This is a genomic window from Paraburkholderia lebeckiae, assembly GCF_050436225.1.
Taxonomy (GTDB): Bacteria; Pseudomonadota; Gammaproteobacteria; order Burkholderiales; family Burkholderiaceae; genus Paraburkholderia; species Paraburkholderia tuberum.
In genome coordinates this window covers 849,223-871,966 of the sequence record NZ_JBNDLU010000003.1, presented here as the reverse complement: position 1 = coordinate 871,966, position 22,744 = coordinate 849,223, and the positions used below count along the sequence as shown (strand labels likewise).

Below are 22,744 nucleotides of genomic sequence, written 5' to 3'. Positions count from 1 at the left end.
AACTCAAACGGCGTCTGAAGGACCGGGGGCCGGATGTTCAACGTCACGCTTTGGGTGAGGATTTCCCGCCCCGCTCTTCACGTCCGAGCGCGCTTAGAGACCGCGCTTCGAGGAAAGCAATCAGATTTGCTTTTCCCGCCACCAGTCGCAGTCATGATCCGGGGGGGGGGGTGTTGTCACCGGGTCTGGTGAGTGGCACGAACGGCGCTTATCCTGCCGAAATTGGCACCGCGGTGGCGGCAGGCAAGATCCAGTCGGTCGCCGCTGCCGGGATGCAGTTGCGGTTCTAGAAGCAGCGAAACGGGCGCGCCGCGGACCAGCCTGACCCCGGTGGCCCCTTAATGAACATCCCTAAACGCCGCGCGCAGCCAAAACCGCCATCAAGCCTTCGAGCACGATGGCGCGGCCCTTGTCGTAGGTGCCCAGGAGCAGTTTGCGATCTTTCGCCGACAAGGCCTTGAGAAGCTGTTCCTCGATTTGCGCGTCGAGGTGCGTACCTTGGCGCGTGATGTCCGCCGCCAACGAGCGATACCGATCGGTCAGGCGCATCAGCCGCAACGCTTCACGCTTCAGAATCTTGTTTTCTGACAGGTCGAAGATCGCGTCGTGAAACGCCCGGTGGCGCTCAATCCAGGCGTCGCGCGAGCCGCTTGCCAGTAACTGGTTGAGCCCGGCCACCATCGCCTTGAGGCTTTTCAACTGGGGCAGGGTGCCTCGCTCGTCAACGAAGCGTGATCGCCCACTGCGCATGACCGCAAACGATGCACCAATGCAGTTGCGCATCGCATTGATGTCGAGGTCGACCGGGCTCTCGAGGGCACGGCTATAGCCGAATGCCCGATGACGATTTCCGCATTTCCCAACAGGTTCAGAACCGCATCTGCATGCCGATGCCGATAGCGGACACATGGTCATCATACGTGGTGGGCGCGGGCAAGCCACCGGGTGGGAAGATGGTCTGCTTCGCGACTCCGCGATTCCAGAGCTTCTTATAGAAGCCATAGAGCGAAGTGGTCTTCGAAAGATAATAGGTATAGCTGACTGCGAAGGAGCGCACGCTCCAGTTTTGCGAGCGGACCTGGTTCTCGTCGCTCAGCCCGCCGTACGCAAAGCCGAACATACCCACGGCCCCTGTCGGCACCGTGAAGCCCGCTTGCCATGCCTTGTCGGTAAATCCAGGATTGTTTCGCCGCAACTGATACGTGCCGTAGAGGGAAAGCCAGTCGAACCGGTATTTGACGCCAAACGCATGTTCCAGGGTATTGGCGTCGCCATCTGGCGCCACGGTGAGACTGCGGCCCAGTCCGTAGCTGGCGACCAGACCGCCATTCGTATACCACAGCGTGCCGATCTGATACTTCGTATTCGTGGCGGCGCCCGGGTTTGAGCCAAACGAGTAGCCCACGGTCGCGCTGAGGCCACGCCAGGTGGGCGAGCTGTATTGCAGCGCATTGTCCTGGCGGGCGGGATCCTGCAGCGGGTTGAAGATCCACGGTCGCGGTTCCTCGCCGGTCACCGACCCCAGGACCGATCCCGCAGACATCAAGATCGGGTCGAACGTCGTGCCCCATACGTAGCCTGCCGTCTGCAAGCGCCCCCCGATGAGCGTTCCCCACTGGCTGTCGATGCCGACATACGCCTGGCGGCCAAACTCCCGACCGCCCTGCCCGAGCGTTCCATTGTTAATGTTGAAGCCGCTTTCAAGAACTGCAATTGCAGTCACGCCGCCGCCAAGATCCTCCTTGGCGCGAATGCCCCATCGTGATCCACCCAGTCCGCCCGAATTGAGGCTACTCACGCTTGTGGCGGAGTTCTTGAAGTACCCGTAAAACACGTCAGCAACGCCGTAAAGCGTGACGCTCGACTGAGCGTGCGCTACGCACGGCAGCAAGACACCCAGCATGCATCCAGCAATCCCCTTGTGCACTTCCGTCTCCTGTCTTTTGATTTCTGGGTTGCAGGTGCTTTTCATTCCTTGCGAAATCGTGCAGCCTGCGCCCTTCTCGCCGGCTTCATTCAGATCCTCCGGGATCGCGTTCGCGTGGACGGACAGTCCACGCTTTGCAGCAGTGATGGCCAGTTGGTAGCGGGCGGCGAACTGGCTGACCGTATGCATCAGTTGGTTACTCGATATCCTCTGCTTGGTGACTGGCTTGCCGCATTGGCCGGACTCGGTGCAAATGCGAAGGAGCCGTACGACGCTGCATTCGCCGTGCTGTCCGATTCTCCAACCGTCTTTGCTATGCTCGACAAACTGTTCGGCATTCTTGCAGACATTGATGATGAAGCACTAAGCCTGGCCTGGCAGTTTTCATTGGAGGCCGCTTTGCTTGACCCGCGCATCACAAAGGAAGGCACCCGACGATCATGGCTCGCCAACACTAAAGAATACGCGATTGATGTAAAGTCAATGCCCATTGACGCAGGTAAATTCGCCGTCACTTTCAAAGATTTTTAGCGCGACGAACGGGCCAAACCGGATGTCGACCCGGGCGCCCCACGCGGCGACCTCCTGCCGCAATTCGAGGCTGCCGATCCACTTGAGCAGGAACACCGTGCGCACGACGTTGCCGAGCTCGCGCGCGGCCAGGTACAGCCGGTTCTTGCGGCTTTCGGAGCCGAACCGGCGCAGCAGCAGCGGCGACGAAATCGTACCCGCCTGGATCGCGCCATCAAACGTATCATCAAGCCCATGATGGGCTTCAAGGATTTTCGCTCCGCCCGCGTCATCCTGTCGGGCATCGAAATGATGCATATGGTCAGGAAAGGGCAGATGAAAGACGCTGGTATCCACCGGACTGTTGCCGACCAATTCTATTCGCTGATTATGTAAACAATCCTGCTCATCCAGGAGCCGCCTCGCCCTGCCATTCTCATCGCGACACAACCCCACAAAGTCAACGCCGCAAGCGGCGGGGAATCCGACCCGAAGAGATTCAACTGGAGCGGCGGGTCGGACAATCACCACGAGCCTCGCTCCCAAATCAACGCGAGACGTTCGCTTAACAGGATTCGAACCACCGCCTTTCGGCCCTCGTGAACTCCCGCACAATCGGACCTTGCAGACAGTGATGCCGCTTCAATAAGTTTCAATCTCGACTATGCGCTCTCGACCGCCGAACACTTGCATTCGCGCCGGCACATCGTCGCCTTCGTGCTATACACCCCACCTTAGCGCCGGCGTGTGCACGGCGCTGTCCCAATGCTTCGTCATCTCGTCGTCGAGCATGCAAAGTGTGATCGAAGCGCCCGCCATCTCGAGCGAAGTGGTCAGCGCGCCCACCTGCACGCGCGCAATTTTCAGATCGCGCTTTTGAAGCCAGGCGCGCGCAGAGTTGAAGAGAAGATAAAGCTCGCCAAGCGGCGTGCCACCAAGGCCGTTCACAAGCACCAGCAAGCTAGCCCCCGCAGGTGGCTTGAGATCGTCGACGATAGCCGTTAGCAACTCCCCCGCGATCGTGTCGGCCGACGCAAATTTCGCGCGCCGCCTGCCCGGTTCGCCATGAATGCCGACGCCGACTTCTATCTCATCGTCGCCGATCTTGAACGTCAGCGTGCCAGCTGCCGGCACCGTGCAACTGGAGAATGCGACACCCATCGAAGCCGTGTGCTTGTTGATCCGGTCGCCAAACATCTTGCATTCATCGAGGTTCGCACCGCTTTCAGCCAGGCTGCCCACCAGCTTCTCGACGATCACCGCGCCCGCAACTCCGCGCCGTCCGGTCGTATAGCTGGAGTTCTCTACCGCGACGTCATCGTTGATGAGGACCATCGCATTTGGCACCTCGGACATCTCCGACGCCATTTCGAAGTTCATCAGATCGCCCGAGTAGTTCTTCACGATGAAGAGCACGCCGGCGCCGGTATCGACGGCCTTGGCGGCGGCCATCATCTGGTCCGGCGTCGGCGACGTGAAGATCTGGCCCGGGCAAGCGGCGTCGAGCATGCCATTGCCGACAAACCCTGAATGGAGCGGTTCGTGCCCCGAGCCGCCGCCCGATATCAGCGCGACCTTGCCAGGCTTGAGGTCCTTGCGCCGCACGAACACCGGCTCGCGATTGAGTACGACCAGGTCGGCATGGGCTGCGGCGAATCCTGCCAGACTCTCGGCGAGAAAATCGTCCACATGATTGATGAATTTTTTCACGGTCTCCTGCTCCTTTATCCGTTGGATTGCGCAAGCCGCGCGCATACCGAAGCAATCATGATCTGGCTGGAGCGCGCGCCGGGATCGATATGTCCGCGCGAACGCTCGCCAAGAAACGACGCCCGTCCCTTGGTCGCCAACATGTCGCGGGTCGCAAGCATATTTTGCTCGGCGACTTGCGGCAGCGTATCGAGCACCACGCGCGCCGCGGCGCTTTCTGCGGCAAGTTCCTGGAAGCGCTTCGCGACCGGAATCAAAACGTCCATCATCGTCTTGCTACCGACGCCGGTCTTGCCGCGTTGCCCGACAGCCTCGACGGCCGCCGCGAAGATGTGGGCGAAGCCGGTCACATCCATTGCATGGCCCACGGACGCTTTCGCCATGCCGTTCAGCAACGAGAAGAACAATGGCCCGGACGATCCGCCCACCGTGGAGAGCACCTTGGAAGCCGCGATCTCGAGCGCGGGGCCGAACGCTTGCGCCTCGATCTCCGCGCGCACCGCAAGCAGGGCTTCCATGCCGCGCAGCAGATTGAAGATGTGATCGCCATCGCCGATCTGCTGGTCGAGTGACGCGATCTCGTCGGTATGCTCCTTCAACGTCGCATAGGCAGCGTCGATGCACGCCATGACCGTTTTGCCGTTCATGTCGGAACCCTCCTGCCGTCGGCACGGAAATATAAAAGGCTGCGCGCCGGCAGCGACACGCCGACCGCTTGCCCCGGCAAAAAATTGCGCTCCGCAACGGTCGTTGCGACGACGGCGGTTCCCGCGCGATCGAGAATCAGCAGATGGCGCAGCGGCGAATATTCGAGCACCGTCAGATTGAGTGCGTCCTGTACGCCACGCGCATCGCCCACATCAGGGTCATGCAACACGATGTCCTCGGGACGGATCGCGACAGTCGCCGTTCCCTCCGGCAGGTGTGCCGAATCGAACAGCATGGGCGGCAGCAGGTTGATCGGCGGAGAGCCGAGCCGCTGCGCGGCGCTGAGCGACACCGGATTGCCATACACCTCGCGCGGCGTGCCGAGCTGCACGAGACGCCCATGTTCGAGAATGCCGATGCGATCCGCGAGCGTGGTCGCCTCGACCTGATCGTGCGTGACGTAGATGATCGTCGCGCCGATCGTACGATGCAGGCGCTTGAGTTCGATGCGCAACTCTTCACGCAGCTTCGCATCGAGCGACGACAGCGGCTCGTCCATCAGAAACACCTTGGGTTGCCGCACGAGCGCGCGCCCTATCGCCACACGCTGCATTTCGCCGCCGGACAGATGCGTCGCCATGTTCTCGAGCTTTGATTCCATGTGCAGCATCTCCGCGACCGCGTGAACACGCGCACGCACATCCGCCTCGCTGCTGCGCCTTCTCGGCGAGCGCAACGGAAACGCCAGGTTGCCAAACACGGTCAGATGCGGATACAGGGAATATTGCTGGAAGATAAACGCGACGTCGCGATCGGACGGATGCACGCTGGTCGCAAGCGCACCGTCGATCAGCACGTCGCCCGCATCCGGCCGCTCCAGCCCGGCGATCAGACGCAGCGTCGTGGTCTTGCCTGCGCCGCTCGGCCCGAGCAGCACCACGAACTCGCCCTCCATCACATCGATCGAAAGATCGTCGACCGCGACGATATCGCCAAATCGTTTCGACACATTGCGCAACTGGATTTCAGCCATGAGCTTCTCCGTGTGCAGGAATCGTGTGAGCGGCGCGCGGCAGCAGCCGGCCGCTCTGCGCGTCGTACAGCAGCGTGCGTTCCTTGCGGAACGACAAACCGACCGGCGATCCGGCAGGCAAACCATCGTCTTTTCCCACCCTCACCCTCATCACGCCCAGCGCGGTCTCGACCACCAGCACCTGATGCGAACCGAGGTATTCATCGGCGATGACCTTGCCGCGCAGCGGGCCGTTATGATCGATCGCCACATGCTCGGGACGAATGCCCAGCAGCACACGTTCAGCGGCGGCTTCACAATGAGGCACCTGGACCTGTACCCCGTGCAGACCGACTTCTTCGTGCCCCGCGTCCACGCCGCCATCGACTGGCAGGAAATTCATCGGCGGACTGCCGATGAAGTTGCCGACGAACACCGTTGCCGGAAAGTGATAGATTTCGTGCGGCGGCCCGGCTTGCAGCAATTCACCCTTATTCATCACGACAATGTCGTCGGCCATCGCCATCGCTTCGCTCTGGTCGTGCGTCACATAGACGGTCGTGGCGGAGAGCGCGTTATGCAGCTTGCGCAACTCAAGACACATCAGCTCACGAAAATCCGCGTCGAGCGTGCCGAGTGGTTCGTCCATCAGGAACGCCTTCGGCTGCCGCACGATCGCACGGCCCAGCGCGACGCGCTGCCGATCGCCGCCCGACAGCCCACCGGTCTTGCGATCGAGAATGTTCTCGATACGCAGCAGGTGCGCGGCTGCATCCACGCGTGCCGCGATCTCCTTGCGCGACACATGCTCGTTCTTCAGCGGAAAGGCGATGTTATTACGCACTGTCATATGCGGATAGAGCGCGAACATCTGGAACACAAACGCGATGTCGCGCTGGCGCGCGCGCAATGCCGTCACGTCCTCACCGTCTATCAGAATCTTGCCGGAGGTGGGCAATTCGAGGCCGGCTATCATCCGCAGCGTCGTCGTTTTGCCGCAGCCGGAAGGACCCAGCAACACGACAAAGCGCCCGGCGCCGATCGTCAGACTGGTGTCGCGCACCGCGACGAAGTCGTCGAAGCGCTTGTGAAGGTTGGCAAGAACGATCGTGGACATGGTGTCAGTCCGGGAAATGGCTGGTCACGACGAACGCGAGCGCGCCTACCAGGATGACCGGAAACGACCATGTGAACAACGTCAACGAAAACGGCTGCACCAGCATCGCCATGCCGAGAACAATCAGTGCAGTCGACACCGCTTCGCTGTAGCCACGGCGCAGATAATGTCTTTGCGGCCAAACGGAGTCTCGTTTCATTTGCGCACCGCTCCGAAGGTGATGCCGCGCAACAAATGTTTGCGCAGCACCACAGTGAAGATAAGGATAGGCAGCACGAACAGGGTCGTCGCCGCCGCGACGGCCGGCCAGTCCTGCCCGCCTTCGCCGATGATGAACGGAATGAACGGCGGCATGGTCTGCGCATCGCCGCTTGTAAGCAGTGACGCGAATGCATACTCGTTCCACGCGAAGATCAGGCAGAAAATCGCGGTTGCGGCAATGCCGGTGATGGCCTGCGGCAGCACCACCTTGACGAAAGCCTGCAGCCGCGTGTACCCGTCGACGAGCGCGGCCTCCTCGTATTCGCGTGGAATCTCGTCCATGAAGCCCTTCAGAAGCCAGACGGCCAGCGATACATTCACCGCCGTATAGAGGACGATCATGCCGACATAGCTGTCGCTCAGGCCGAGTGCCCGATACATCAGGTAGATCGGAATCGCGACTGCGATCGGCGGCATCATGCGCGTCGACAGGATGAAGAACAGCAGGTCGTCGGCGAGCGGCACCTTGAAACGCGAGAACGCATAAGCCGCCAGCGTGCCGAGAAATACCGCGAGAAAGGTCGAGCCGAAACCGATCACGAGCGAATTTACGAAGCGCGGCAAGACCTTCGAAGGCCCGGCGATTACCATGTTTCGCCTGCGCACATCGCGCTCATACCAGGTCTGCGCGGGCGGCAGACTGGCGATGAACTCGGGAGTCTGCCGCGAACGGATCGTGAACAGGTTCACATAGCCTTCCATCGACGGCTGAAACAGCAGGACAGGCGGATAGGCAATCGCGTCTTCCTGCGTCTTGAAACTCGTCAGGAAGATCCACACCATCGGCAAGGTTGCAAGCAGCGCGTAGGTGATGACAACCGCCGCGGCGAAGCGCTTGCCGCGTGGCGACGACGCCACCACCGAATGTTGGGTCGTAGTCGGTCTCATCGCTGTTTCACCCGGTTGAGGGCCTTGACATAGATGTTCGCCGCACCGAACACCGTCACAAACAGAATGATGGCTAGCGCCGAAGAGTAGCCCGTCTGCCATTTCTCGAAAGCGGCACGCTTCAATGTGATTGACACGGTTTCAGTCACCGAACCCGGGCCGCCCGAAGTCAGCAGGTTCACCATGTCGAACATCTTGAAGTTCTCGATGCCGCGAAACAGCACGGCGAGCATCAGGAACGGCAAGGTCATTGGCAATGTGATCGACCAGAACTGCCGCCACGGTGTGGCGCGATCCACTTCAGCCGCTTCGTAGATGTAGTCGGGAATCGACCGTAGGCCCGCGAGGCAGATGAGCATCACGTAGGGGGTCCACATCCACGTATCGACCATCACGATGGTCCACGGCGCGAGCGACACGTCGCCGATCATCTGGAATGAACCGGGCGCAATGCCGGTGAAGAAGCCGATGATATCGTTGAAGAGGCCCGTTTGCGGTTGCAGCAGAAAGGTCCAGAAGTTGCCCACGACTGCCGGTGACAGCATCATCGGCAGCAGGATCAGCGTGGTCCAGAAGCTATGACCGCGAAACTGCCGGTTGATCAGCAACGCGAGGCCGAAACCCAGTAGAACCTCGAGTGAGACCGACCAGAACACGAAACGCGCCGTCACCTGCATTGCGTACCAGATGTCTTCGTCGCTGAGAATGTCGACGTAGTTGTCGATACCGACAAAGCGCGCCGGCACACTCGGCATATTCGACTTGAAGTTCGTGAACGACAGACGTAACGCCCAGATCAACGGAAAGATGTTGATCGCAAGCAGCAGCAGGATGGTTGGAAGGATGAACAGCCACGCAATGGCTCTGTCCGATAACCCGGCCAGACGTGTGCGCGCATGCGCCGACGCCCGCGACTCCAGCCCCGCCGACGAAAAAGGCTTGTTTGCCAACATGCCTGGCTCCTTTAAGCGGACCGGCGGCATCCGTGCAGGCGCCGCCGGTCCAGTCCTGGATACACGCTAATTCTTGGCTTCGGTCTTCAAGACCTTGTTCCAGTCTTTGACCAGCAGATCCAGCGCCTCCTTGGCCGTGCCCTTGTCGGCCACCACATAGTCATGCACGCGTTTTTGCATGTCGAGCAGCAGTTCTGCATAGGCGGGTTCAGCCCAGAAGTCTTTCACGATCGACATCGACTTCAGGAATGCCGGCGCAAAAGGTGCACTCTTCGGAAAGTCGGGCGCATCCACCACCGACTTCGCCGCCGAATAGCCGCCCAGTTGCCACCATTTCTTCTGAACATCCGGCTGCGCGAACCATTTGATGTACTCGAGCGCGTCGTCCTTATGATCCGAATAAGAGACGACAGAAATGCCCTGTCCGCCAAGCTGCGTGTACTGCTTCAATTCACGCGGATTGACGAAGAAACCGATCTTGTCGCCGCCGACGTTCGGGTCTTTGTAGAGTCCTGGGAAGAATGCAAACCAGTTCATCTGCATCGCCACCTGGCCAGACTTGAAGGCGTCCAGTCCTTCCTGCATGTACGCGTTGGTCATGCCGGGCGCCGTGCAGCACTTGTAAAGCGCCTTGTAATACTCCAGCCCCTTGACCGCGTCCGGCGAGTTGACGAAGCCGTCCAGGTGATAGGGTTTCTTGGGGTCTTCATATTCGAAGCCGAAGTTGTAAAGCGCATTGGTCACCCCCATCGTGATCCCTTCAGAACCGCGCTCTGTAAAGATATAGGCACCGTACACGGTCTTGCCATCGATCTTGCGGCCTTGGAAGAACTCGGCCGTTTGCTTGAGTTCGTCCAGCGTGCTGGGTGGTTCGAGTTCGCGCTTATATTTCTGCTTGAACTCGGCGCGTAACTCAGGGCGCGCGAACCAGTCCTTGCGATAGGTCCAGCCAACTGCATCCGCCATGGCGGGCAACGCCCAGTAGTTCGGCGTATTCTTTGGCCACTCCGCATAACCGACGACGGTCGCCGGCACGAAGTCGTTCATCGATATCTTGTTCTTCGCGAAAAAGTCGTTGAGCTTGACGTAGTGTCCATTGACCGCGGCGCCGCCAATCCACTGGCTGTCCCCGATGATCAGATCACATAGTTTGCCATGCGAATTAAGCTCGTTGATGAAGCGATCGGCGTAACTGGTCCATGGTACGAACTCGAATTTCATTTTGATGCCGGTTTTGCTCGTGAAATCCTTCGACAGTTCGACGAGTGCATTGGCCGGGTCCCATGCCGCCCAACATAACGTCAACTGCTTGCCCTGTGCTTGCGCGCCCGTTGCCATGCCGAGTCCCAACGATATGATGGCCGCCGCTACTACCCTTGCTGACGTAAGACGTAACATTTGTCTTCTCCTTGTCTTTCTCGGGTCTCCAACCTGCTATGGAACAGCGCCCATGCGCCGGGTGCTGTGTTTCGGCTCCAGCGGACTCAGACTGCAATCCACGTGTCGCGAGCTTCAGGCATGCGCATTCTCACGAAGATAAATCCGGGTCTCCGGCGTTGGGATGGCGAGCGCGCCACGCACGTCGTTAAGAAAATTGATGGCGGCGAGGCCTGCCCAGTGAACGATGCCGCGCACATCCTGATCGAGGATCACGTCGATCGCGCGCTCGGACAGTTGCGCGCGAGTCTCCGCGGTGCGTTCATGCCCGATCAGTACCAGGCGTGCCTTGTCGCCGGATTCCTGCAATGCCGTGGCGATGCCTGAGATGCCGCCACCTGTCACATACAACCCGACCAGATCCGGGTGACGCGCAAGAAGCCCCTGCACGGCAAGACCTGCGCCCTCGTCATCTTCGGCGAAGTCCGGTTCGGCGATCCAGCTCAGGTTGCGAAAGTCCTCTTCCAGTACCTGCGAAAAGCCGGTGCGTCGTTCCAGTTGATCGTGCAGGCGCGACGAGGCCGATAAAATCGCCACCGTGCCGAGTCGCGCGCCGAGAAAGCGGCCCATCAAAAGTCCTGCGGTGCGGCCAGCAATCCGGTTATCGACGCCAACATACGCAGCGCGGCGACTTGCGGGCAGATCGGAGAACACCGTGACAACGGGCACGCCCGCATCGCTCATATCCTCAACGAGGCGTTCGACCGCGGGGTAGTCGAGCGGCACAAGCACGAGTGCGTCGTAGTCGATCACCTGCTCAGCGAAAGCAATGGTGTCGCGATGACCCGCGAAATCGCAGCGGTAGAACGACGGAATGATGCGGTGCTCGCGAAAGAAGCTGGCGGACAGCGCGATATTGCGCTCGACGTGGTCGAGGAAGCGCGAATTGACCTGAGGCAGAACGAAGGCCACCCGATACGTATTGATCTTGGCAGGACGACCGCGACTTGCGCGTTCGTCGCGCAGGGCCGCCAGCGCGAGATGGACGCGATCTGCCGTTTCCGGACGCACAGCCTGGTCGTCGCGCAACACACGATCGACCGTGGCCACGCTAACGCCCGCGCGACGCGCAATCATCATACGTGTAGCCGGCATGTGTCTCCTCCGGTGCCGAACAGAAGCTTTTGGTTAGATCAAGGTAGTTTTTTTCGCGACAAATGCAAGTTTTTTTGCGGCAATAAATGCATCATTCCTGACGGCAATAGGGAATCGCGTTTAAGCGTGCATGTCTGAATGCATGAATTGCCTAAATCAGAGGGCGGTGCGTTGCCGGCGCTCGCGGCGAACTCCACGTCGCCGGCCAGCGCCGACGACGAGCGGGCACGGATCGTCGTGGCACTCACGCGTTGCCAGTGGCGGCCAAACGCCGCCGCGCTCGCATTAGGCATATCGCGCGCGACGCTGTACCGGCGCATCGCGCGGCTGGGCATCGTCGGGCCGCATCGCACAGAAGCGGCATTGCGATCGCCCGTCTGAGTCCGCCGCTGTGCAGACAGCGTCCGATTCCCACGCCCTCACCCGCAGAGTGAGATCTTTTCGCAGTTCGTCCATTGCGAGCGAAAAGATTTTATTTCGGCACAACCCTGCTCCCATGCGCAGTTTGTGCCGACAGACAGGCATGACTTGCCGGACTCAGTGATCGGTCGCAATGCGAGACCACCCACGACCGCGCATCGAATGTCCTGAACGGCTCACGCGACGCACTCGCGACCCGAAGGACTCCCCAACTTCTCTCCGGATTCCTTGCGGGCCGCCTCGCGGCAGCTCGCGCTATTGTCATGATTGCGCGACGTCAATTTCTTGGTTGTCTCACTGCGCTCGGCGGAAGCGTCGTATTGAGCGCGTGCGGCGGTGGTGGTGGTGGTGATAGCGGTACTGCGGATGCCGGCGGCTCTTCCACGGGCAATTCCACGAACCCGTCGAGCACGACGGCACCCTCTACGGGCACCGCAACCTCCGGTATCGCGACCTCGACGGGCACGACCAGTTCCGGTATTACGACTTCGACTAGCGGCACGACGACGGTGGCGAACGGCTCGTCGCCGACCGCCTCGACTGGAACAGCGTCCACCGGTACGTCCGGCTCGACCTCGGGCGACAGTTCTGGCTCTTCATCGGACCCGAACTCGGGGTCACCCGGCAACGCTTCGAACGCTTCGCCACAGAACACGACCATCCCGCCGGCGACGGTGATTATCGACAGTCAGAACGCGTCGTGGACCCTGGTCGGCGGATCTGTCTACAGGAACGGTGTCGCGGCGGGCAACACTTACAACGTCTCGTTGATACTCTGGTACGGGGGTACGATCTATCATGAGGGAACCGGCGGCCAATTTTACGGATGGAATGGTTCGGGATGGCAGTCGTGCAATGACCCACGTTTGGGCGGCACCTCCGCCGACGGCACCATGATCCCGCCGGCGTCGTATCTGATCGACAAGGTCGGCACGATATGGACCGTCGTGAACGGTGTCGTGTACCGCGATCGGAGTGCCGTCGGCACGATGTCGAATGCGGCGCTTCTGCTGTGGTACGGCGGCAAGTTCTGGGCACAATCGACCGGCGGCCAGTTCTACGTGTGCGCCGATGCGGATGAATGGTTGCCGTGCAACGATCCGCGCATCGCGACCGCGGCGCCGGCCGGCTCCTTTCACGGTATCAACGGGCATTACGACTATTTGTACTCGACGTCGCAGCTCGTGTCGATCATGCAAGCCCTGGGCTGCTCGACGTACCGGCTCAGTTGTACCGACTACGCACCGCAACTCGCCGCGGTCGTGGCGTTGGCACAAGCATTCCAGCCAGCGGGCTTGACCCTTTTCGTGCTGATCGATGTCGGCATCTACGACGGTAACGGCAACCTGTTCACGAGCGAATCGGCCGCCTACACGCGCGGCTTCAATTGCGCGGTAACTGTCGCGACGGCATTGCAACCCCACGGCGTGAGCCTGTATGAATGCGGCAACGAACTGACGCGCGCGAACGGGATCATTCTCGACTCCACCAACGCAGGAACGAGCGTCGTCGACTTCAACAATGCAAACTGGCCGCTGATGCGCGGCGCGATGCGCGGCATGATCGACGGGGTCAAGTCGGTGCAAACGGATGCTAAATGCGGCGTCAACTTTTGCGTCGCGGACACCGGCGCATCCGACGCTCTGTGGGATGGCAAGCAGCCCGATGGCACGAGCGGCCATCCGACCGTCAGGTGGGACTTGACTACGTGGCACAACTACGAGGTGTACGGCGACATCTTCGATATCGGCTCCGACGGGTCCGGCCCGGGCTTCGATTTGCCCACCTATTGCAAGGCCCGATATGGCGTCCCCTTCGTGATCTCGGAATGGAACACAGGACCGGAGAAGACCGAGGCGTACCGGGCCAACTACATCACGTCGCGCCTGCTCACTTACTATCAGGCGAGAAAGACGAAGAACATTCAATCGGCCATGTATTACGAGCTCGATAGCGGGGACGCAACCTACGGTCTGATGATCAACGGCACGGCACTTGCGCTTCCGTACAATGCGTTCGCCAGTTTTGTCGCGAGCCATCCCGATAGCTGAGCGTCCGCACTCGCTGAGTCCGCGCGCTGCCTACGGTCGATCCGACCTGCGTGAGACGTTGACGGATAACCCGTCCCGGCCGAGACCGCGATAGGTCTCGTAGCCCGGGGCGACGAGTTGCGAGTCAGGCGGCCTCTGTTGCAACGCGGCTGTGTCCGTGCATCACGTTACGCCCACAGCCGCATCGCTACAGCGCACGATTCGTGCAATCAGAAGATCAGAACTGGTGTCGCAGTCCCACGGTGACCGCGACCTGCGTGCCCGTCGACGATGGCGAGAGGGTATTGATCATCGCATCTGCGAGCACGGAATCCGCCGGCGCGCCATGAACATGCTGATAGACGCCTTCCAGGTACACGTCGGTACGCTTGCTCAACGAATAGTCGGTCTGCAGCATGACCGAATTCCATTTTGGAGAGGCTTTCGTGGCCCCCTGGTTGTAAGCACCGTCAGTGAACGTATAGGCACCGGATACGCTCCACGCAGACGTCACCGAGTAGTGTGCGTTCACCTCGTAATTGTCCAATCGCAGATTGCCGCCAAGCGGCAGATAGCTGCCGAGGCCCAGCGAGATGACGCCCGCCATGTTGTCGATCTGAGTATGGCTCCACACGAATCCGACAGTTGCGGGGCCGAACGTGTAATTGCCGCCGGCGCCCCAGATACGCTGGCGCTCCGCGATGAAGTTCGCGCTGCCGTCGCCCTGCGCGATTGCCCCATTCGGATTCGTGCCCGATACGCCGCCGCCTGCGTTATTGAACTGCAGGTATCCGCCAGCAAGATTCACTGGGCCCTGCGCATAACCTACGCTAAAGCCGTACGCGCGATTGTCAGCGAATCCTGCCGCCTTGTTGCTGAACGAATACATGCCTTCGAACGTCACGCCGGCATAAGTCGGGCTCACATACTTGACCGCGTTGTTGACGACCACCGAATCAGCCGCCAGGTTGTCGTTCTCGAACGGGTGTGCGGCGAGGTTGCCGCCCCACGTGTTGCTCCCCGCGGAGATCGGTCCGAGCTGGTCGTTCAGCACATCGAACTGGCGGCCCAACGTCACGGTGCCGAGATTGTCGCTTTGCAGCCCAACCCAGGCCTGAGAACCGAAGGCGTCACCCGGAAAAGCCTGGCTACCGTTATTTAGATTGAAGCCCTGCTCGAGTTTGAAGATCGTACGAACACCACCTCCCAGATCTTCAGTACCCTTGAGGCCGAACACCGTATTCTGCGTGGAGCTGGTCGCCATTTGCCAATTGCTATGACCGGCCTGGTTGTTGGTATAGATGAGTCCCGTGTCGATAAGACCGTACAGGGTCACGCTGTTTTGCGCATACGCGGAAACCGAAAATGCGCCGAGGACCCCAATTGCCACCAAGGTTTTTTTCATGCCTTTATGTCCCATTTGCGATTGCAGAAAAATAGAACAGCTCTTTTTGATTGGAGTTCCATCCGGCACATTCCACGTGGGATGGTCAACTCGCACCGATCTGCTTCCAAATCGAAATGCGCTTTCCAATCGCATCAAACAAGCAGAATGGCCACTAGCTGACCCGCGGTCGCAATCACGATCGCCAGATCAACCGGATTGGCCAGAAGAAATCCGAGAAAATCTGAATCGGCGGCGCGCGTGCGCCACATCCCGACAAAGCCGACCGACAGAATCAGCCCGAATAAAAAGTCGAATCCGAATCCTGCGGCGAGCCATCTGTTATGCCTGACGACATGTTCGGCGAATGCGAACATTGCCAAAAAGGCGATTTGCGATATGAGAACAACCAGTACGACAACATGCTGCTGATTATTCTTTTTCATCGGCTGGCGGAAATCCGGTTGCTCGAACCCGGCACGACCTCCTCGCCCGTCTGGCCGAACTTCGGCAGTACGGGCGCGTACCTGGCAGACACCCGCATGCTCTCAAGTACGAAGGATGCTCCGACTTCTGTCGCGGCCTGGCCGCTGTAAGCGCCAGGCCCCCAACCCAAGACACGCGGGCGCCCTGCCTCGCACGGCAGCGATGCCGGCAGGCACGCGGCACCCCAAAGGAGGGGCGGTGACCGTCGTACCCGCTCCATCCGCGGCGCAACCGTTATTCGACCGCCTCGCCATGCAGGACCAGGTCCAGTCCTTCGCGCTCTTCTTCCTCGGCGACACGCAACCCCATCACTGCGTCGATTGCCTTGAGCAGAACAAACGAGACCACCCCGCTGTAGATCAGCGTCGTCGCGACACCCTTGAGTTGCAGCATCACGTCACCGTCCGCGCCGCCGATGTCCTTGACCGCGAACACGCCGGTCAGCAGCGCGCCGACGATCCCGCCCACGCAGTGCACGCCGAACGCGTCGAGCGAATCGTCGTAACCGAGCTTGTGCTTGAGCCACGTGGCCGACCAGAAGCAGACCACACCCGCGACGATACCGATCACGAGCGCCCCGAGCGTGCCGACGAAGCCCGACGCCGGCGTAATCGCCACCAGACCCGCGACCGCGCCCGACACGATACCGAGCACCGACGGCTTGCCCTTGGCCGCCCATTCGGCGAACATCCACGCGAGCGCCGCCGCGGCGGTCGCCACCTGCGTCGCGAACATCGCGAAGCCGGCACGGCCGTCCGCTGCCACGGCCGAACCCGCGTTGAAGCCGAACCAGCCGACCCACAGCATCGCGCCACCGATCAGCGTGAGCGTCAGGTTGTGCGGCGCCATCGCTTCCTTGCCATAGCCGACGCGCTTGCCGAGCACCAGACAGCAGACCAGACCCGCGATACCGGCGTTGATGTGCACCACCGTGCCGCCCGCGAAGTCGAGGATGCCCGCGCTAGCCAGCCAGCCGCTCGGCTCCCACACCATGTGCGCGATCGGCGAGTAGACGATGATCGACCACAGCGTCATGAACACCAGCATCGCCGAGAACTTCATGCGGTCCGCGAACGCACCGGTGATCAGCGCCGGCGTGATGATCGCGAAGGTCATCTGATAGACGAAGTAGACCGTCTCGGGGATCGTCGGCGCGAGGTGGCTGACGGTCAGCGTCGTGGCCTTGTCGCCCTTGATGTAGTTCATGCCCGTCATGAATACGCGCGAGAAGCCGCCGATGAACGAGCCGCCAGGCGTGAACGCGAGGCTGTAGCCCACCACGGTCCAGACGATCGTCACGACACAGGTGATCGCGAAGCTTTGCATCAGCGTCGCGAGCACGTTCTTCTTGCGGACCATGCCGCCGTAAAACAGCGCGAGACCCGGGATCGTCATGAACAGCACCAGCGCGGTGGAGGTCAGCATCCACGCGGTGTCGCCGGAGTTGATCTTCGATGAATCGACCGAGAACGGTGCGGTCGGGGTGGCCGGTGCCGATGCAGCGGCATCCGCCGCGGCCGGTGCCGCTGGAGCCGCGGACGCTTGCGCGACCGGCACGGAGGCGGCCGCGGGCGCCGAGGCGTCTTGCGCGAATGCGGAGCCCAGCCCGCCGGCGAGCAATGAGCCGGCCATCAACAACGTCATCAACAGTTTGCGCATATCTCTTTCCTCTTATCCCAGTGTTTTTTATAGGGCGTCGGCGCCGGTCTCGCCGGTGCGGATCCGGATCACCTGTTCGATCGGCGTCACGAAGATCTTCCCGTCACCGATCTTTCCGGTACGCGCCGCACGCTCGATCGCCTCGATAGCCTGATCGACGATGTCGTCCGGGACGGCGACCTCGATCTTCACTTTCGGCAGGAAATCGACGACGTACTCCGCGCCCCGATACAGTTCGGTGTGCCCTTTCTGACGCCCAAAACCCTTGACCTCCGTAACCGTGATTCCAGAGACGCCAAGCGATGACAAGGCTTCTCGAGCCTCATCAAGCTTGAATGGCTTGATGACCGCACTGATTAGTTTCAATTTGCCTCTCCGTTGATCGTCGATCCCGATGTTGGCCGCGAATGACCGTGGCTCAGCGCGGAGACGTTCAAAGCAACTGTCATGCCATTCGCACGGCAGTACTGGAGCGGGGAGTTATCGAAGGAGCCGCGCTTCGGGTCCTATGTCGCTCGGATGGATGTTGTGAGGAACGGAGCGGGATTGGGCAGCTGACCTCTCAGAAGGCTTCTTAGCGGAATTCGGCGTACGGACTGGATGTACCCAGGCACCATGTGCGAGCGCGCTTTCCCGTCGTCCGCCCAATCGGGGGCATATGTGCACGGTTCTGTCGCTTGCGATTACACATTCATTAAACCAGGCTTTCAGGGTGCCCTCGCATGCCCGACGCTCGCGAGTGTCTAACGGGTCGAGCGCAACTCCGCCGTGATAACGTGCAAAGACATCGCGACTCGAACAGGAACAGATCAGGATGATTTCGCATGTTTTCGTTGGGGTGAATGACTTTGACCGAGCCTTGAAGTTCTATTCGGCCGTCATGAGCGAGTTGGGACATCGACTGAAGTTTTGCGAGCCAGATAAACCATGGGCTGGTTGGATGGCTGAGGGTATGCCGCGTCCGCTTTTCCTTATCGGCAGACCATATGATGGCAACGCAGCAGAACACGGAAACGGTCAAATGGTGGGATTGCTTGCGCCTGATCGTCGTTCAGTCGACAACGCATACGCCAGCGCGCTGGCAAACTCAGGTTCTTGCGAAGGTCCTCCCGGCTTGCGAGCACACTATCACCCGGACTATTACGGGGCGTACTTCCGCGACCCGGAGGGGAACAAGATTTGCGTTTGTTGTCACGATCCTGCGGCGTAACTATTCCGGCAGCTTCCGGAATGCTCCCGCCGATGCGGTCGCGAGAGCGAGCCTCGCGCACGTGCTTTGGAAAAACGCTCTAAAGAATACTGTCCAACGCCTTGGCGAGCCTGGCGACCACGCCTTCGAGGTCATGCAATTTGTCCAGGCCAAATAGTCCGACGCGGAAGGTTTTGAAGTCTTCTGGCTCGTCGCATTGAAGGGGAACACCGGCCGCGATCTGCAAGCCGGCATCGGCGAATTTCTTGCCGGATCGTATGCCGTCATCGTCCGTATAGCAAACCACGACGCCAGGAGCCTGAAAACCTTCAGCCGCCACGCTTTTGAAACCTTTGTCACTCAGGAGTGAGCGAATGCGCTTGCCGAGTTCCAGCTGCTCAGCTCTGACTTTCTCGAAGCCATATGCCTCGGTTTCCTTCATGACGTCGCGCAGCGTCGCGAGACTGTCCGTGGGCATCGTGGCGTGATACGCAAACCCGCCGTTCTCGTAGGCTTCCATGATCTGCAGCCATTTCCCAAGATCACACGCGAAACTGGTGCTGGTCGTTGCGTCGATTCTTTCGCGGGCGAGAGGGCTGAGCATGACCATTGCGCAGCAGGGTGACGCGCTCCATCCTTTTTGCGGTGCGCTGATCAGGACATCGATGCCGCTGGCCTGCATGTCCACCCAGATCGTACCGGAGGCGATGCAATCCAGTACAAACATGCCGCCGACGGCATGCACCGCGTCGGACACCGCGCGCAAGTAGGCATCAGGCAGCATCAACCCGGATGCGGTTTCGACATGCGGCGCAAAGACCAGATCCGGCTTGTTTTCCTTGATCGCAGCGACGACTTCTTCGATCGGAGCCGGTGCATATGCGGCCTGCCTACCTCGTTCGACCGGACGCGCCTTCAGCACCATCGATTCAGACGGAATGTCGCCCATGTCGAAAATCTGCGACCAGCGGAAACTGAACCAGCCATTGCGGATGACCAGACACTTCCTGTTCGTCGCGAACTGCCGGGCGACGGCTTCCATGCCGAAAGTCCCGCTGCCCGGGACGATCACGACCGACTTCGCGTTGTAGACTTTTTTCAGGGCACAGGAAATATCGCGTACGACTCCTTGAAAGAGCTGCGACATGTGATTGATTGATCGGTCGGTGTAGACGACCGAATATTCGAGGAGTCCCTCGCGGTCGACATCGGGAAGTAAACCTGGCACGTTCGCCTCCGGCAATTGACGGGTAAAAGAATCGAAAACAGATTCTAACGAAAGCCGCCTGCAACGGTATCGGCCGAGACGTCCCCGCCCTTCTTCGATCGCGGTCGCGCCAAAGGTGGCGCCGCTCGCCTCGTCCCGACTGCTTCTCAGGGGAAGATCGGTGTCGTGGGCTCCGCGCCCTCGATATCGGCCTTCGGAAAATGCTGCGCGACCATCTGCTCGATCTCCTGTTCGCGCGATCCAGGCACGTCGGCCATGATCAGGAGCTGGCCGTCACGGATGGCGTCCCGAAAGCGCTCGAGTCGTGCATTCGGTTCGGCGACGCCGATCATCGCGGCCGTCCAGGCCCCGAAGCCGGCACCCGCCAACGTCAATGCAATGACGGCTCCGCCCGCAATAGCGAGCTCCGCGGGAGGAAACGCCAGCGCCACGAGGCCGACAAGCGCTCCGGTCGCACCGCCGAGCGCCACGCCTCGTTCGAGCGAGTGCACGACGTCGCTGCTCTGCAGCAAAGTTGCCTCAGGTAACGGTTCGAGTGCGACGCTGTGATTCGCGAGAACATGGAGATGTCGCCACGTGATCCGCGCCCGCAGCAAGTCGTCTACGATCGCCTTCGTCGTCGACGTGTCAGATGCGAGGAAATAAAGACGTCTCATCTCGACCCTCCATCAATCAAGCCGTCCTCAAACGGGACGATGACGTTCATCGTACGCCTGTGGCAGGCAAAAGTTGGCTCTGGGCAGGTGCGTGCCGTGTTTGGATGGATGGTCGCCGCTGTATGCCAGCTTACATATTCGGAAAACTTCTCCTGGAGACATATGGTTGAGCAAAAATCTGCTGCCAGACTATTTCGCGTAGTTCCGGTAAACCATGCAGCTTTGCGGTTCACATTACGTTAGGCGTCTAAACGGAGGCAAACGATGACACGCGTTCGCGTTGCGGGCTTCACCATCTCGCTCGACGGATATGGCGCAGGCCCGAATCAAGACATCAACAATCCGCTCGGCGTTGGCGGGACGGAACTGCATCAGTGGCTAGTCCCAACACACACGTTCCAGCAAGCCTTGTTCGGCAAGGACGACGGTACGACCGGGGTTGACGATGATTTCGCCGCCCGTGGCTTTCAGAATGTCGGGGCCTGGATTCTTGGGCGCAACATGTTCGGACCCATTCGTGGGGACTGGCCGGACACGAACTGGAAAGGCTGGTGGGGAGACAATCCACCGTATCACGTTCCAGTCTTCATCTTGACCCATCACGCTCGTCCCCCCATCGAGATGGCAGGCGGCACGACGTTCCACTTCATAACAGGAGGCATCCGCGAGGCGCTCGACCGTGCACGCGAGGCCGCTGCCGGAATGGACGTGCGGATCGGCGGTGGGCCGGACACGATTCAGCAGTATCTTCGCGAGGGCCTCATCGATGATCTCCACATTGCCGTCGCGCCGGTCCTGCTCGGCCGGGGAGAATCGCTGTTCGAAGGGGTCGACTTGCGGGCTCTGGGATACGAATGCGTTGAATTCGTAGCGTCGGAGAAGGCCACGCATGTCGTCCTAAGGCGACAAGGGCACACGGACGCCTAAGCACTCGCTGACGGCCTCTTGTACCGCATACTTCAGTGAATCACACCACCGAAAGGATCGACATGGTTGCTGACCTTGCACGCTCCTGGTTGACCTGGAGCGCGCCTGCAGCCGCTGCGCAGGCCTCCGGTCGCCCGCTCGTGGCGCTGGAATCGACCATCATCGCCCACGGCATGCCCTACCCGGAGAACGTTCGCACTGCGCGCGAAGTGGAAGCCATGATCCGTGACGCGGGTGCCGAGCCGGCGACTATTGCGCTGATCGATGGGCGAATCCACATCGGCCTTTCGGATGACGAACTGGAAACGATCGGCCGATCCGACCACGTACACAAGGTCAGCCGCCGCGACCTGCCGGCCGTGCTGGCCGGCGGCGGGCTGGGCGCCACGACCGTGGCTGGCACGATGATATGCGCGGCGTTGGCCGGCATCGAGGTCTTCGTCACCGGAGGCATTGGCGGCGTGCATCGAGGCGCGCAGGAAACCTTTGACATCTCGGCCGACCTGCAGGAACTGGCGAAGACCTCGGTGGCGGTGATCTGTGCCGGTGCGAAGTCCATCCTGGACATTGGGCTCACATTGGAATACCTGGAAACCCACGGCGTGCCGGTGCTCAGTTGCGAACAGGACAATTTTGCGGCGTTCTACACGCGTGACAGCGGCTTTCGCGCGGACTTCAGGCTGGACGACGCGGAGGAACAGGCACGGTTCATTCGCACCAAGTGGGACCTGGGCCTCGACGGCGGTGTGGTGTTGAGCACTCCCGTGCCGGAAGCGGCAGCGATGTCGTTCGAAGAGATCGACGCGCTGACTCGGCAGGCGCTCGACGAAGCCGCTGCACAAGGAATCGCCGGCAAGGCCGTCACCCCCTTCCTGCTGGCACGCATCAAGGCGTTGACAGGCGGGCGCAGCCTGGCGACAAACATCGCGCTCGTGAAACACAACGCCGAGGTCGGAGCAAGGCTGGCGCTAGCGTTGGCACGCTCAAAGCCCAGGACGGGCGCGGCGTAGCCTCACTGCCGTTTCGCGCGGGCTGGTGATTTCCTTGACGACCACCGCGCTGATTTCGAGCCAGTGCCAAAGCTGTTCGCCCCGCCGCTATACGAGGCGCTGGCTCGTCGATATCTGCCTCGCGGAAGTCCCAGGCGTCCAATCGGCAACGCGCGAGACACCCCCTTCTCCGCTGTTTCCCACCGGTCGACAACCGC

23 protein-coding genes and 3 pseudogenes are annotated in these 22,744 nt (G+C 60.6%); 8 read left to right on the top strand and 18 right to left on the bottom strand.

Annotated features, from left to right (window positions below):
- Nucleotides 1–351: 351 nt before the first annotated feature.
- Nucleotides 352–783: an FCD domain-containing protein gene (locus OKW45_RS38750; protein ID WP_429473918.1), complete on the bottom strand. Its 432-nt coding sequence runs from the start codon at nt 781–783 to the stop codon at nt 352–354.
- 85 nt (nt 784–868) lie between these two features.
- A complete protein-coding gene (locus OKW45_RS38745; RefSeq protein WP_429473917.1) occupies nt 869–2,116 on the bottom strand; it encodes a porin in 1,248 nt (415 codons plus the stop codon).
- On the opposite strand from OKW45_RS38745, the gene OKW45_RS38740 reads away from it, so the two are divergent.
- Entirely contained in the window at nt 2,111–2,458 is a 348-nt protein-coding gene (locus OKW45_RS38740; protein ID WP_184007039.1) for a hypothetical protein, read from the top strand. The genes OKW45_RS38745 and OKW45_RS38740 overlap by 6 nt on opposite strands.
- Before the next feature lie 42 nt (nt 2,459–2,500).
- Here the strand turns inward: OKW45_RS38740 and OKW45_RS38735 are convergent.
- Nucleotides 2,501–2,668: pseudogene (locus OKW45_RS38735) on the bottom strand (Tn3 family transposase); the annotation flags it as partial.
- Between OKW45_RS38735 and OKW45_RS38730 the strand changes: the two are divergent.
- Nucleotides 2,666–2,833, top strand: a pseudogene (locus OKW45_RS38730) (IS6 family transposase); the annotation flags it as partial. The pseudogenes OKW45_RS38735 and OKW45_RS38730 overlap by 3 nt on opposite strands.
- A 324-nt stretch (nt 2,834–3,157) precedes the next feature.
- On the opposite strand, the gene dhaK reads toward OKW45_RS38730, so the two are convergent.
- From dhaK to OKW45_RS38685, 9 genes are all read right to left on the bottom strand, one after another.
- Nucleotides 3,158–4,147 (bottom strand): dihydroxyacetone kinase subunit DhaK, encoded by a 990-nt coding sequence (gene dhaK, locus OKW45_RS38725; RefSeq protein WP_429473916.1) that lies wholly within the window; start codon nt 4,145–4,147, stop codon nt 3,158–3,160.
- Between the two features lie 14 nt (nt 4,148–4,161).
- Nucleotides 4,162–4,794 (bottom strand): dihydroxyacetone kinase subunit DhaL, encoded by a 633-nt coding sequence (dhaL, locus tag OKW45_RS38720; protein ID WP_184007037.1) that lies wholly within the window; start codon nt 4,792–4,794, stop codon nt 4,162–4,164.
- Entirely contained in the window at nt 4,791–5,828 is a 1,038-nt protein-coding gene (locus tag OKW45_RS38715) for an ABC transporter ATP-binding protein (protein WP_018422124.1), read from the bottom strand. Before OKW45_RS38715 ends, dhaL begins: the two co-directional genes overlap by 4 nt.
- The gene (locus OKW45_RS38710) at nt 5,821–6,924 is read right to left on the bottom strand and encodes an ABC transporter ATP-binding protein (RefSeq protein ID WP_429473915.1); all 1,104 of its coding nucleotides are present in this window, start codon (nt 6,922–6,924) and stop codon (nt 5,821–5,823) included. The genes OKW45_RS38715 and OKW45_RS38710 overlap by 8 nt, the downstream gene beginning before the upstream one ends.
- A gap of 4 nt (nt 6,925–6,928) precedes the next feature.
- Nucleotides 6,929–7,123, bottom strand: coding sequence for a hypothetical protein (locus tag OKW45_RS38705; RefSeq protein ID WP_429473914.1), 195 nt, complete (start codon nt 7,121–7,123; stop codon nt 6,929–6,931).
- Nucleotides 7,120–8,073: a carbohydrate ABC transporter permease gene (locus tag OKW45_RS38700; RefSeq protein WP_026226095.1), complete on the bottom strand. Its 954-nt coding sequence runs from the start codon at nt 8,071–8,073 to the stop codon at nt 7,120–7,122. Before OKW45_RS38700 ends, OKW45_RS38705 begins: the two co-directional genes overlap by 4 nt.
- Nucleotides 8,070–9,026 (bottom strand): carbohydrate ABC transporter permease, encoded by a 957-nt coding sequence (locus OKW45_RS38695; RefSeq protein WP_018422128.1) that lies wholly within the window; start codon nt 9,024–9,026, stop codon nt 8,070–8,072. The genes OKW45_RS38700 and OKW45_RS38695 overlap by 4 nt, the downstream gene beginning before the upstream one ends.
- A gap of 66 nt (nt 9,027–9,092) precedes the next feature.
- A complete protein-coding gene (locus OKW45_RS38690) occupies nt 9,093–10,424 on the bottom strand; it encodes an ABC transporter substrate-binding protein (RefSeq protein ID WP_429473913.1) in 1,332 nt (443 codons plus the stop codon).
- A gap of 114 nt (nt 10,425–10,538) precedes the next feature.
- Nucleotides 10,539–11,558 carry a LacI family DNA-binding transcriptional regulator gene (locus OKW45_RS38685; RefSeq protein ID WP_429473912.1) on the bottom strand — a complete coding sequence of 340 codons (1,020 nt, stop codon included), beginning with the start codon at nt 11,556–11,558 and terminating at the stop codon, nt 10,539–10,541.
- Between the two features lie 207 nt (nt 11,559–11,765).
- Between OKW45_RS38685 and OKW45_RS38680 the strand changes: the two are divergent.
- Together OKW45_RS38680 and OKW45_RS38675 are read left to right on the top strand one after the other, a co-directional pair.
- Nucleotides 11,766–11,939: pseudogene (locus OKW45_RS38680) on the top strand (helix-turn-helix domain-containing protein); the annotation flags it as partial.
- Nucleotides 11,940–12,241: 302 nt separating this feature from the next.
- Entirely contained in the window at nt 12,242–14,029 is a 1,788-nt protein-coding gene (locus tag OKW45_RS38675; RefSeq protein WP_429473911.1) for a hypothetical protein, read from the top strand.
- A gap of 217 nt (nt 14,030–14,246) precedes the next feature.
- Here the strand turns inward: OKW45_RS38675 and OKW45_RS38670 are convergent, their stop codons facing one another.
- Together OKW45_RS38670 and OKW45_RS38665 are read right to left on the bottom strand one after the other, a co-directional pair.
- Entirely contained in the window at nt 14,247–15,413 is a 1,167-nt protein-coding gene (locus tag OKW45_RS38670; protein ID WP_018422134.1) for a porin, read from the bottom strand.
- A 134-nt stretch (nt 15,414–15,547) separates the two neighbouring features.
- Nucleotides 15,548–15,838, bottom strand: a complete 291-nt coding sequence (locus OKW45_RS38665; protein ID WP_429473910.1) for a hypothetical protein — start codon at nt 15,836–15,838, stop codon at nt 15,548–15,550.
- Between OKW45_RS38665 and OKW45_RS38660 the strand changes: the two genes are divergently transcribed.
- Nucleotides 15,815–15,988 (top strand): hypothetical protein, encoded by a 174-nt coding sequence (locus OKW45_RS38660; RefSeq protein WP_429473909.1) that lies wholly within the window; start codon nt 15,815–15,817, stop codon nt 15,986–15,988. The genes OKW45_RS38665 and OKW45_RS38660 overlap by 24 nt on opposite strands.
- Before the next feature lie 124 nt (nt 15,989–16,112).
- On the opposite strand, the gene OKW45_RS38655 is transcribed toward OKW45_RS38660, so the two are convergent.
- Entirely contained in the window at nt 16,113–17,537 is a 1,425-nt protein-coding gene (locus OKW45_RS38655) for an ammonium transporter (protein WP_018422137.1), read from the bottom strand.
- 27 nt (nt 17,538–17,564) lie between these two features.
- Nucleotides 17,565–17,903, bottom strand: a complete 339-nt coding sequence (locus OKW45_RS38650) for a P-II family nitrogen regulator (protein WP_026226100.1) — start codon at nt 17,901–17,903, stop codon at nt 17,565–17,567.
- A 448-nt stretch (nt 17,904–18,351) separates the two neighbouring features.
- On the opposite strand from OKW45_RS38650, the gene OKW45_RS38645 reads away from it, so the two are divergent.
- Entirely contained in the window at nt 18,352–18,747 is a 396-nt protein-coding gene (locus OKW45_RS38645) for a VOC family protein (RefSeq protein ID WP_429473908.1), read from the top strand.
- A 79-nt stretch (nt 18,748–18,826) separates the two neighbouring features.
- Here OKW45_RS38645 and OKW45_RS38640 read toward each other — a convergent pair whose 3' ends face one another.
- Both OKW45_RS38640 and OKW45_RS38635 read right to left on the bottom strand, forming a co-directional pair.
- A complete protein-coding gene (locus OKW45_RS38640; RefSeq protein WP_429473907.1) occupies nt 18,827–19,954 on the bottom strand; it encodes an aminotransferase class V-fold PLP-dependent enzyme in 1,128 nt (375 codons plus the stop codon).
- Nucleotides 19,955–20,100: 146 nt separating this feature from the next.
- A complete protein-coding gene (locus OKW45_RS38635) occupies nt 20,101–20,610 on the bottom strand; it encodes a DUF1269 domain-containing protein (RefSeq protein WP_429473906.1) in 510 nt (169 codons plus the stop codon).
- A 264-nt stretch (nt 20,611–20,874) separates the two neighbouring features.
- On the opposite strand from OKW45_RS38635, the gene OKW45_RS38630 reads away from it, so the two are divergent.
- Together OKW45_RS38630 and OKW45_RS38625 are read left to right on the top strand one after the other, a co-directional pair.
- The gene (locus OKW45_RS38630; RefSeq protein WP_018422141.1) at nt 20,875–21,537 is read left to right on the top strand and encodes a dihydrofolate reductase family protein; all 663 of its coding nucleotides are present in this window, start codon (nt 20,875–20,877) and stop codon (nt 21,535–21,537) included.
- A gap of 62 nt (nt 21,538–21,599) precedes the next feature.
- Nucleotides 21,600–22,547: a pseudouridine-5'-phosphate glycosidase gene (locus OKW45_RS38625; RefSeq protein ID WP_429474049.1), complete on the top strand. Its 948-nt coding sequence runs from the start codon at nt 21,600–21,602 to the stop codon at nt 22,545–22,547.
- Nucleotides 22,548–22,744 lie beyond the last annotated feature (197 nt).

Bases quoted from the DNA above. Each gene is read 5' to 3' on its own strand.
- OKW45_RS38750 (WP_429473918.1), bottom strand. From the start codon at position 783: ATGCGCAACTGCATTGGTGCATCGTTTGCGGTCATGCGCAGTGGGCGA.
- OKW45_RS38740 (WP_184007039.1), top strand. From the start codon at position 2,111: ATGCATCAGTTGGTTACTCGATATCCTCTGCTTGGTGACTGGCTTGCC.
- OKW45_RS38745 (WP_429473917.1), bottom strand. From the start codon at position 2,116: ATGCATACGGTCAGCCAGTTCGCCGCCCGCTACCAACTGGCCATCACT.
- dhaL (WP_184007037.1), bottom strand. From the start codon at position 4,794: ATGAACGGCAAAACGGTCATGGCGTGCATCGACGCTGCCTATGCGACG.
- OKW45_RS38715 (WP_018422124.1), bottom strand. From the start codon at position 5,828: ATGGCTGAAATCCAGTTGCGCAATGTGTCGAAACGATTTGGCGATATC.
- OKW45_RS38710 (WP_429473915.1), bottom strand. From the start codon at position 6,924: ATGTCCACGATCGTTCTTGCCAACCTTCACAAGCGCTTCGACGACTTC.
- OKW45_RS38705 (WP_429473914.1), bottom strand. From the start codon at position 7,123: ATGAAACGAGACTCCGTTTGGCCGCAAAGACATTATCTGCGCCGTGGC.
- OKW45_RS38700 (WP_026226095.1), bottom strand. From the start codon at position 8,073: ATGAGACCGACTACGACCCAACATTCGGTGGTGGCGTCGTCGCCACGC.
- OKW45_RS38695 (WP_018422128.1), bottom strand. From the start codon at position 9,026: ATGTTGGCAAACAAGCCTTTTTCGTCGGCGGGGCTGGAGTCGCGGGCG.
- OKW45_RS38690 (WP_429473913.1), bottom strand. From the start codon at position 10,424: ATGTTACGTCTTACGTCAGCAAGGGTAGTAGCGGCGGCCATCATATCG.
- OKW45_RS38685 (WP_429473912.1), bottom strand. From the start codon at position 11,558: ATGCCGGCTACACGTATGATGATTGCGCGTCGCGCGGGCGTTAGCGTG.
- OKW45_RS38675 (WP_429473911.1), top strand. From the start codon at position 12,242: ATGATTGCGCGACGTCAATTTCTTGGTTGTCTCACTGCGCTCGGCGGA.
- OKW45_RS38670 (WP_018422134.1), bottom strand. From the start codon at position 15,413: ATGAAAAAAACCTTGGTGGCAATTGGGGTCCTCGGCGCATTTTCGGTT.
- OKW45_RS38660 (WP_429473909.1), top strand. From the start codon at position 15,815: ATGCTGCTGATTATTCTTTTTCATCGGCTGGCGGAAATCCGGTTGCTC.
- OKW45_RS38665 (WP_429473910.1), bottom strand. From the start codon at position 15,838: ATGAAAAAGAATAATCAGCAGCATGTTGTCGTACTGGTTGTTCTCATA.
- OKW45_RS38655 (WP_018422137.1), bottom strand. From the start codon at position 17,537: ATGCGCAAACTGTTGATGACGTTGTTGATGGCCGGCTCATTGCTCGCC.
- OKW45_RS38645 (WP_429473908.1), top strand. From the start codon at position 18,352: ATGATTTCGCATGTTTTCGTTGGGGTGAATGACTTTGACCGAGCCTTG.
- OKW45_RS38635 (WP_429473906.1), bottom strand. From the start codon at position 20,610: ATGAGACGTCTTTATTTCCTCGCATCTGACACGTCGACGACGAAGGCG.
- OKW45_RS38630 (WP_018422141.1), top strand. From the start codon at position 20,875: ATGACACGCGTTCGCGTTGCGGGCTTCACCATCTCGCTCGACGGATAT.
- OKW45_RS38625 (WP_429474049.1), top strand. From the start codon at position 21,600: ATGGTTGCTGACCTTGCACGCTCCTGGTTGACCTGGAGCGCGCCTGCA.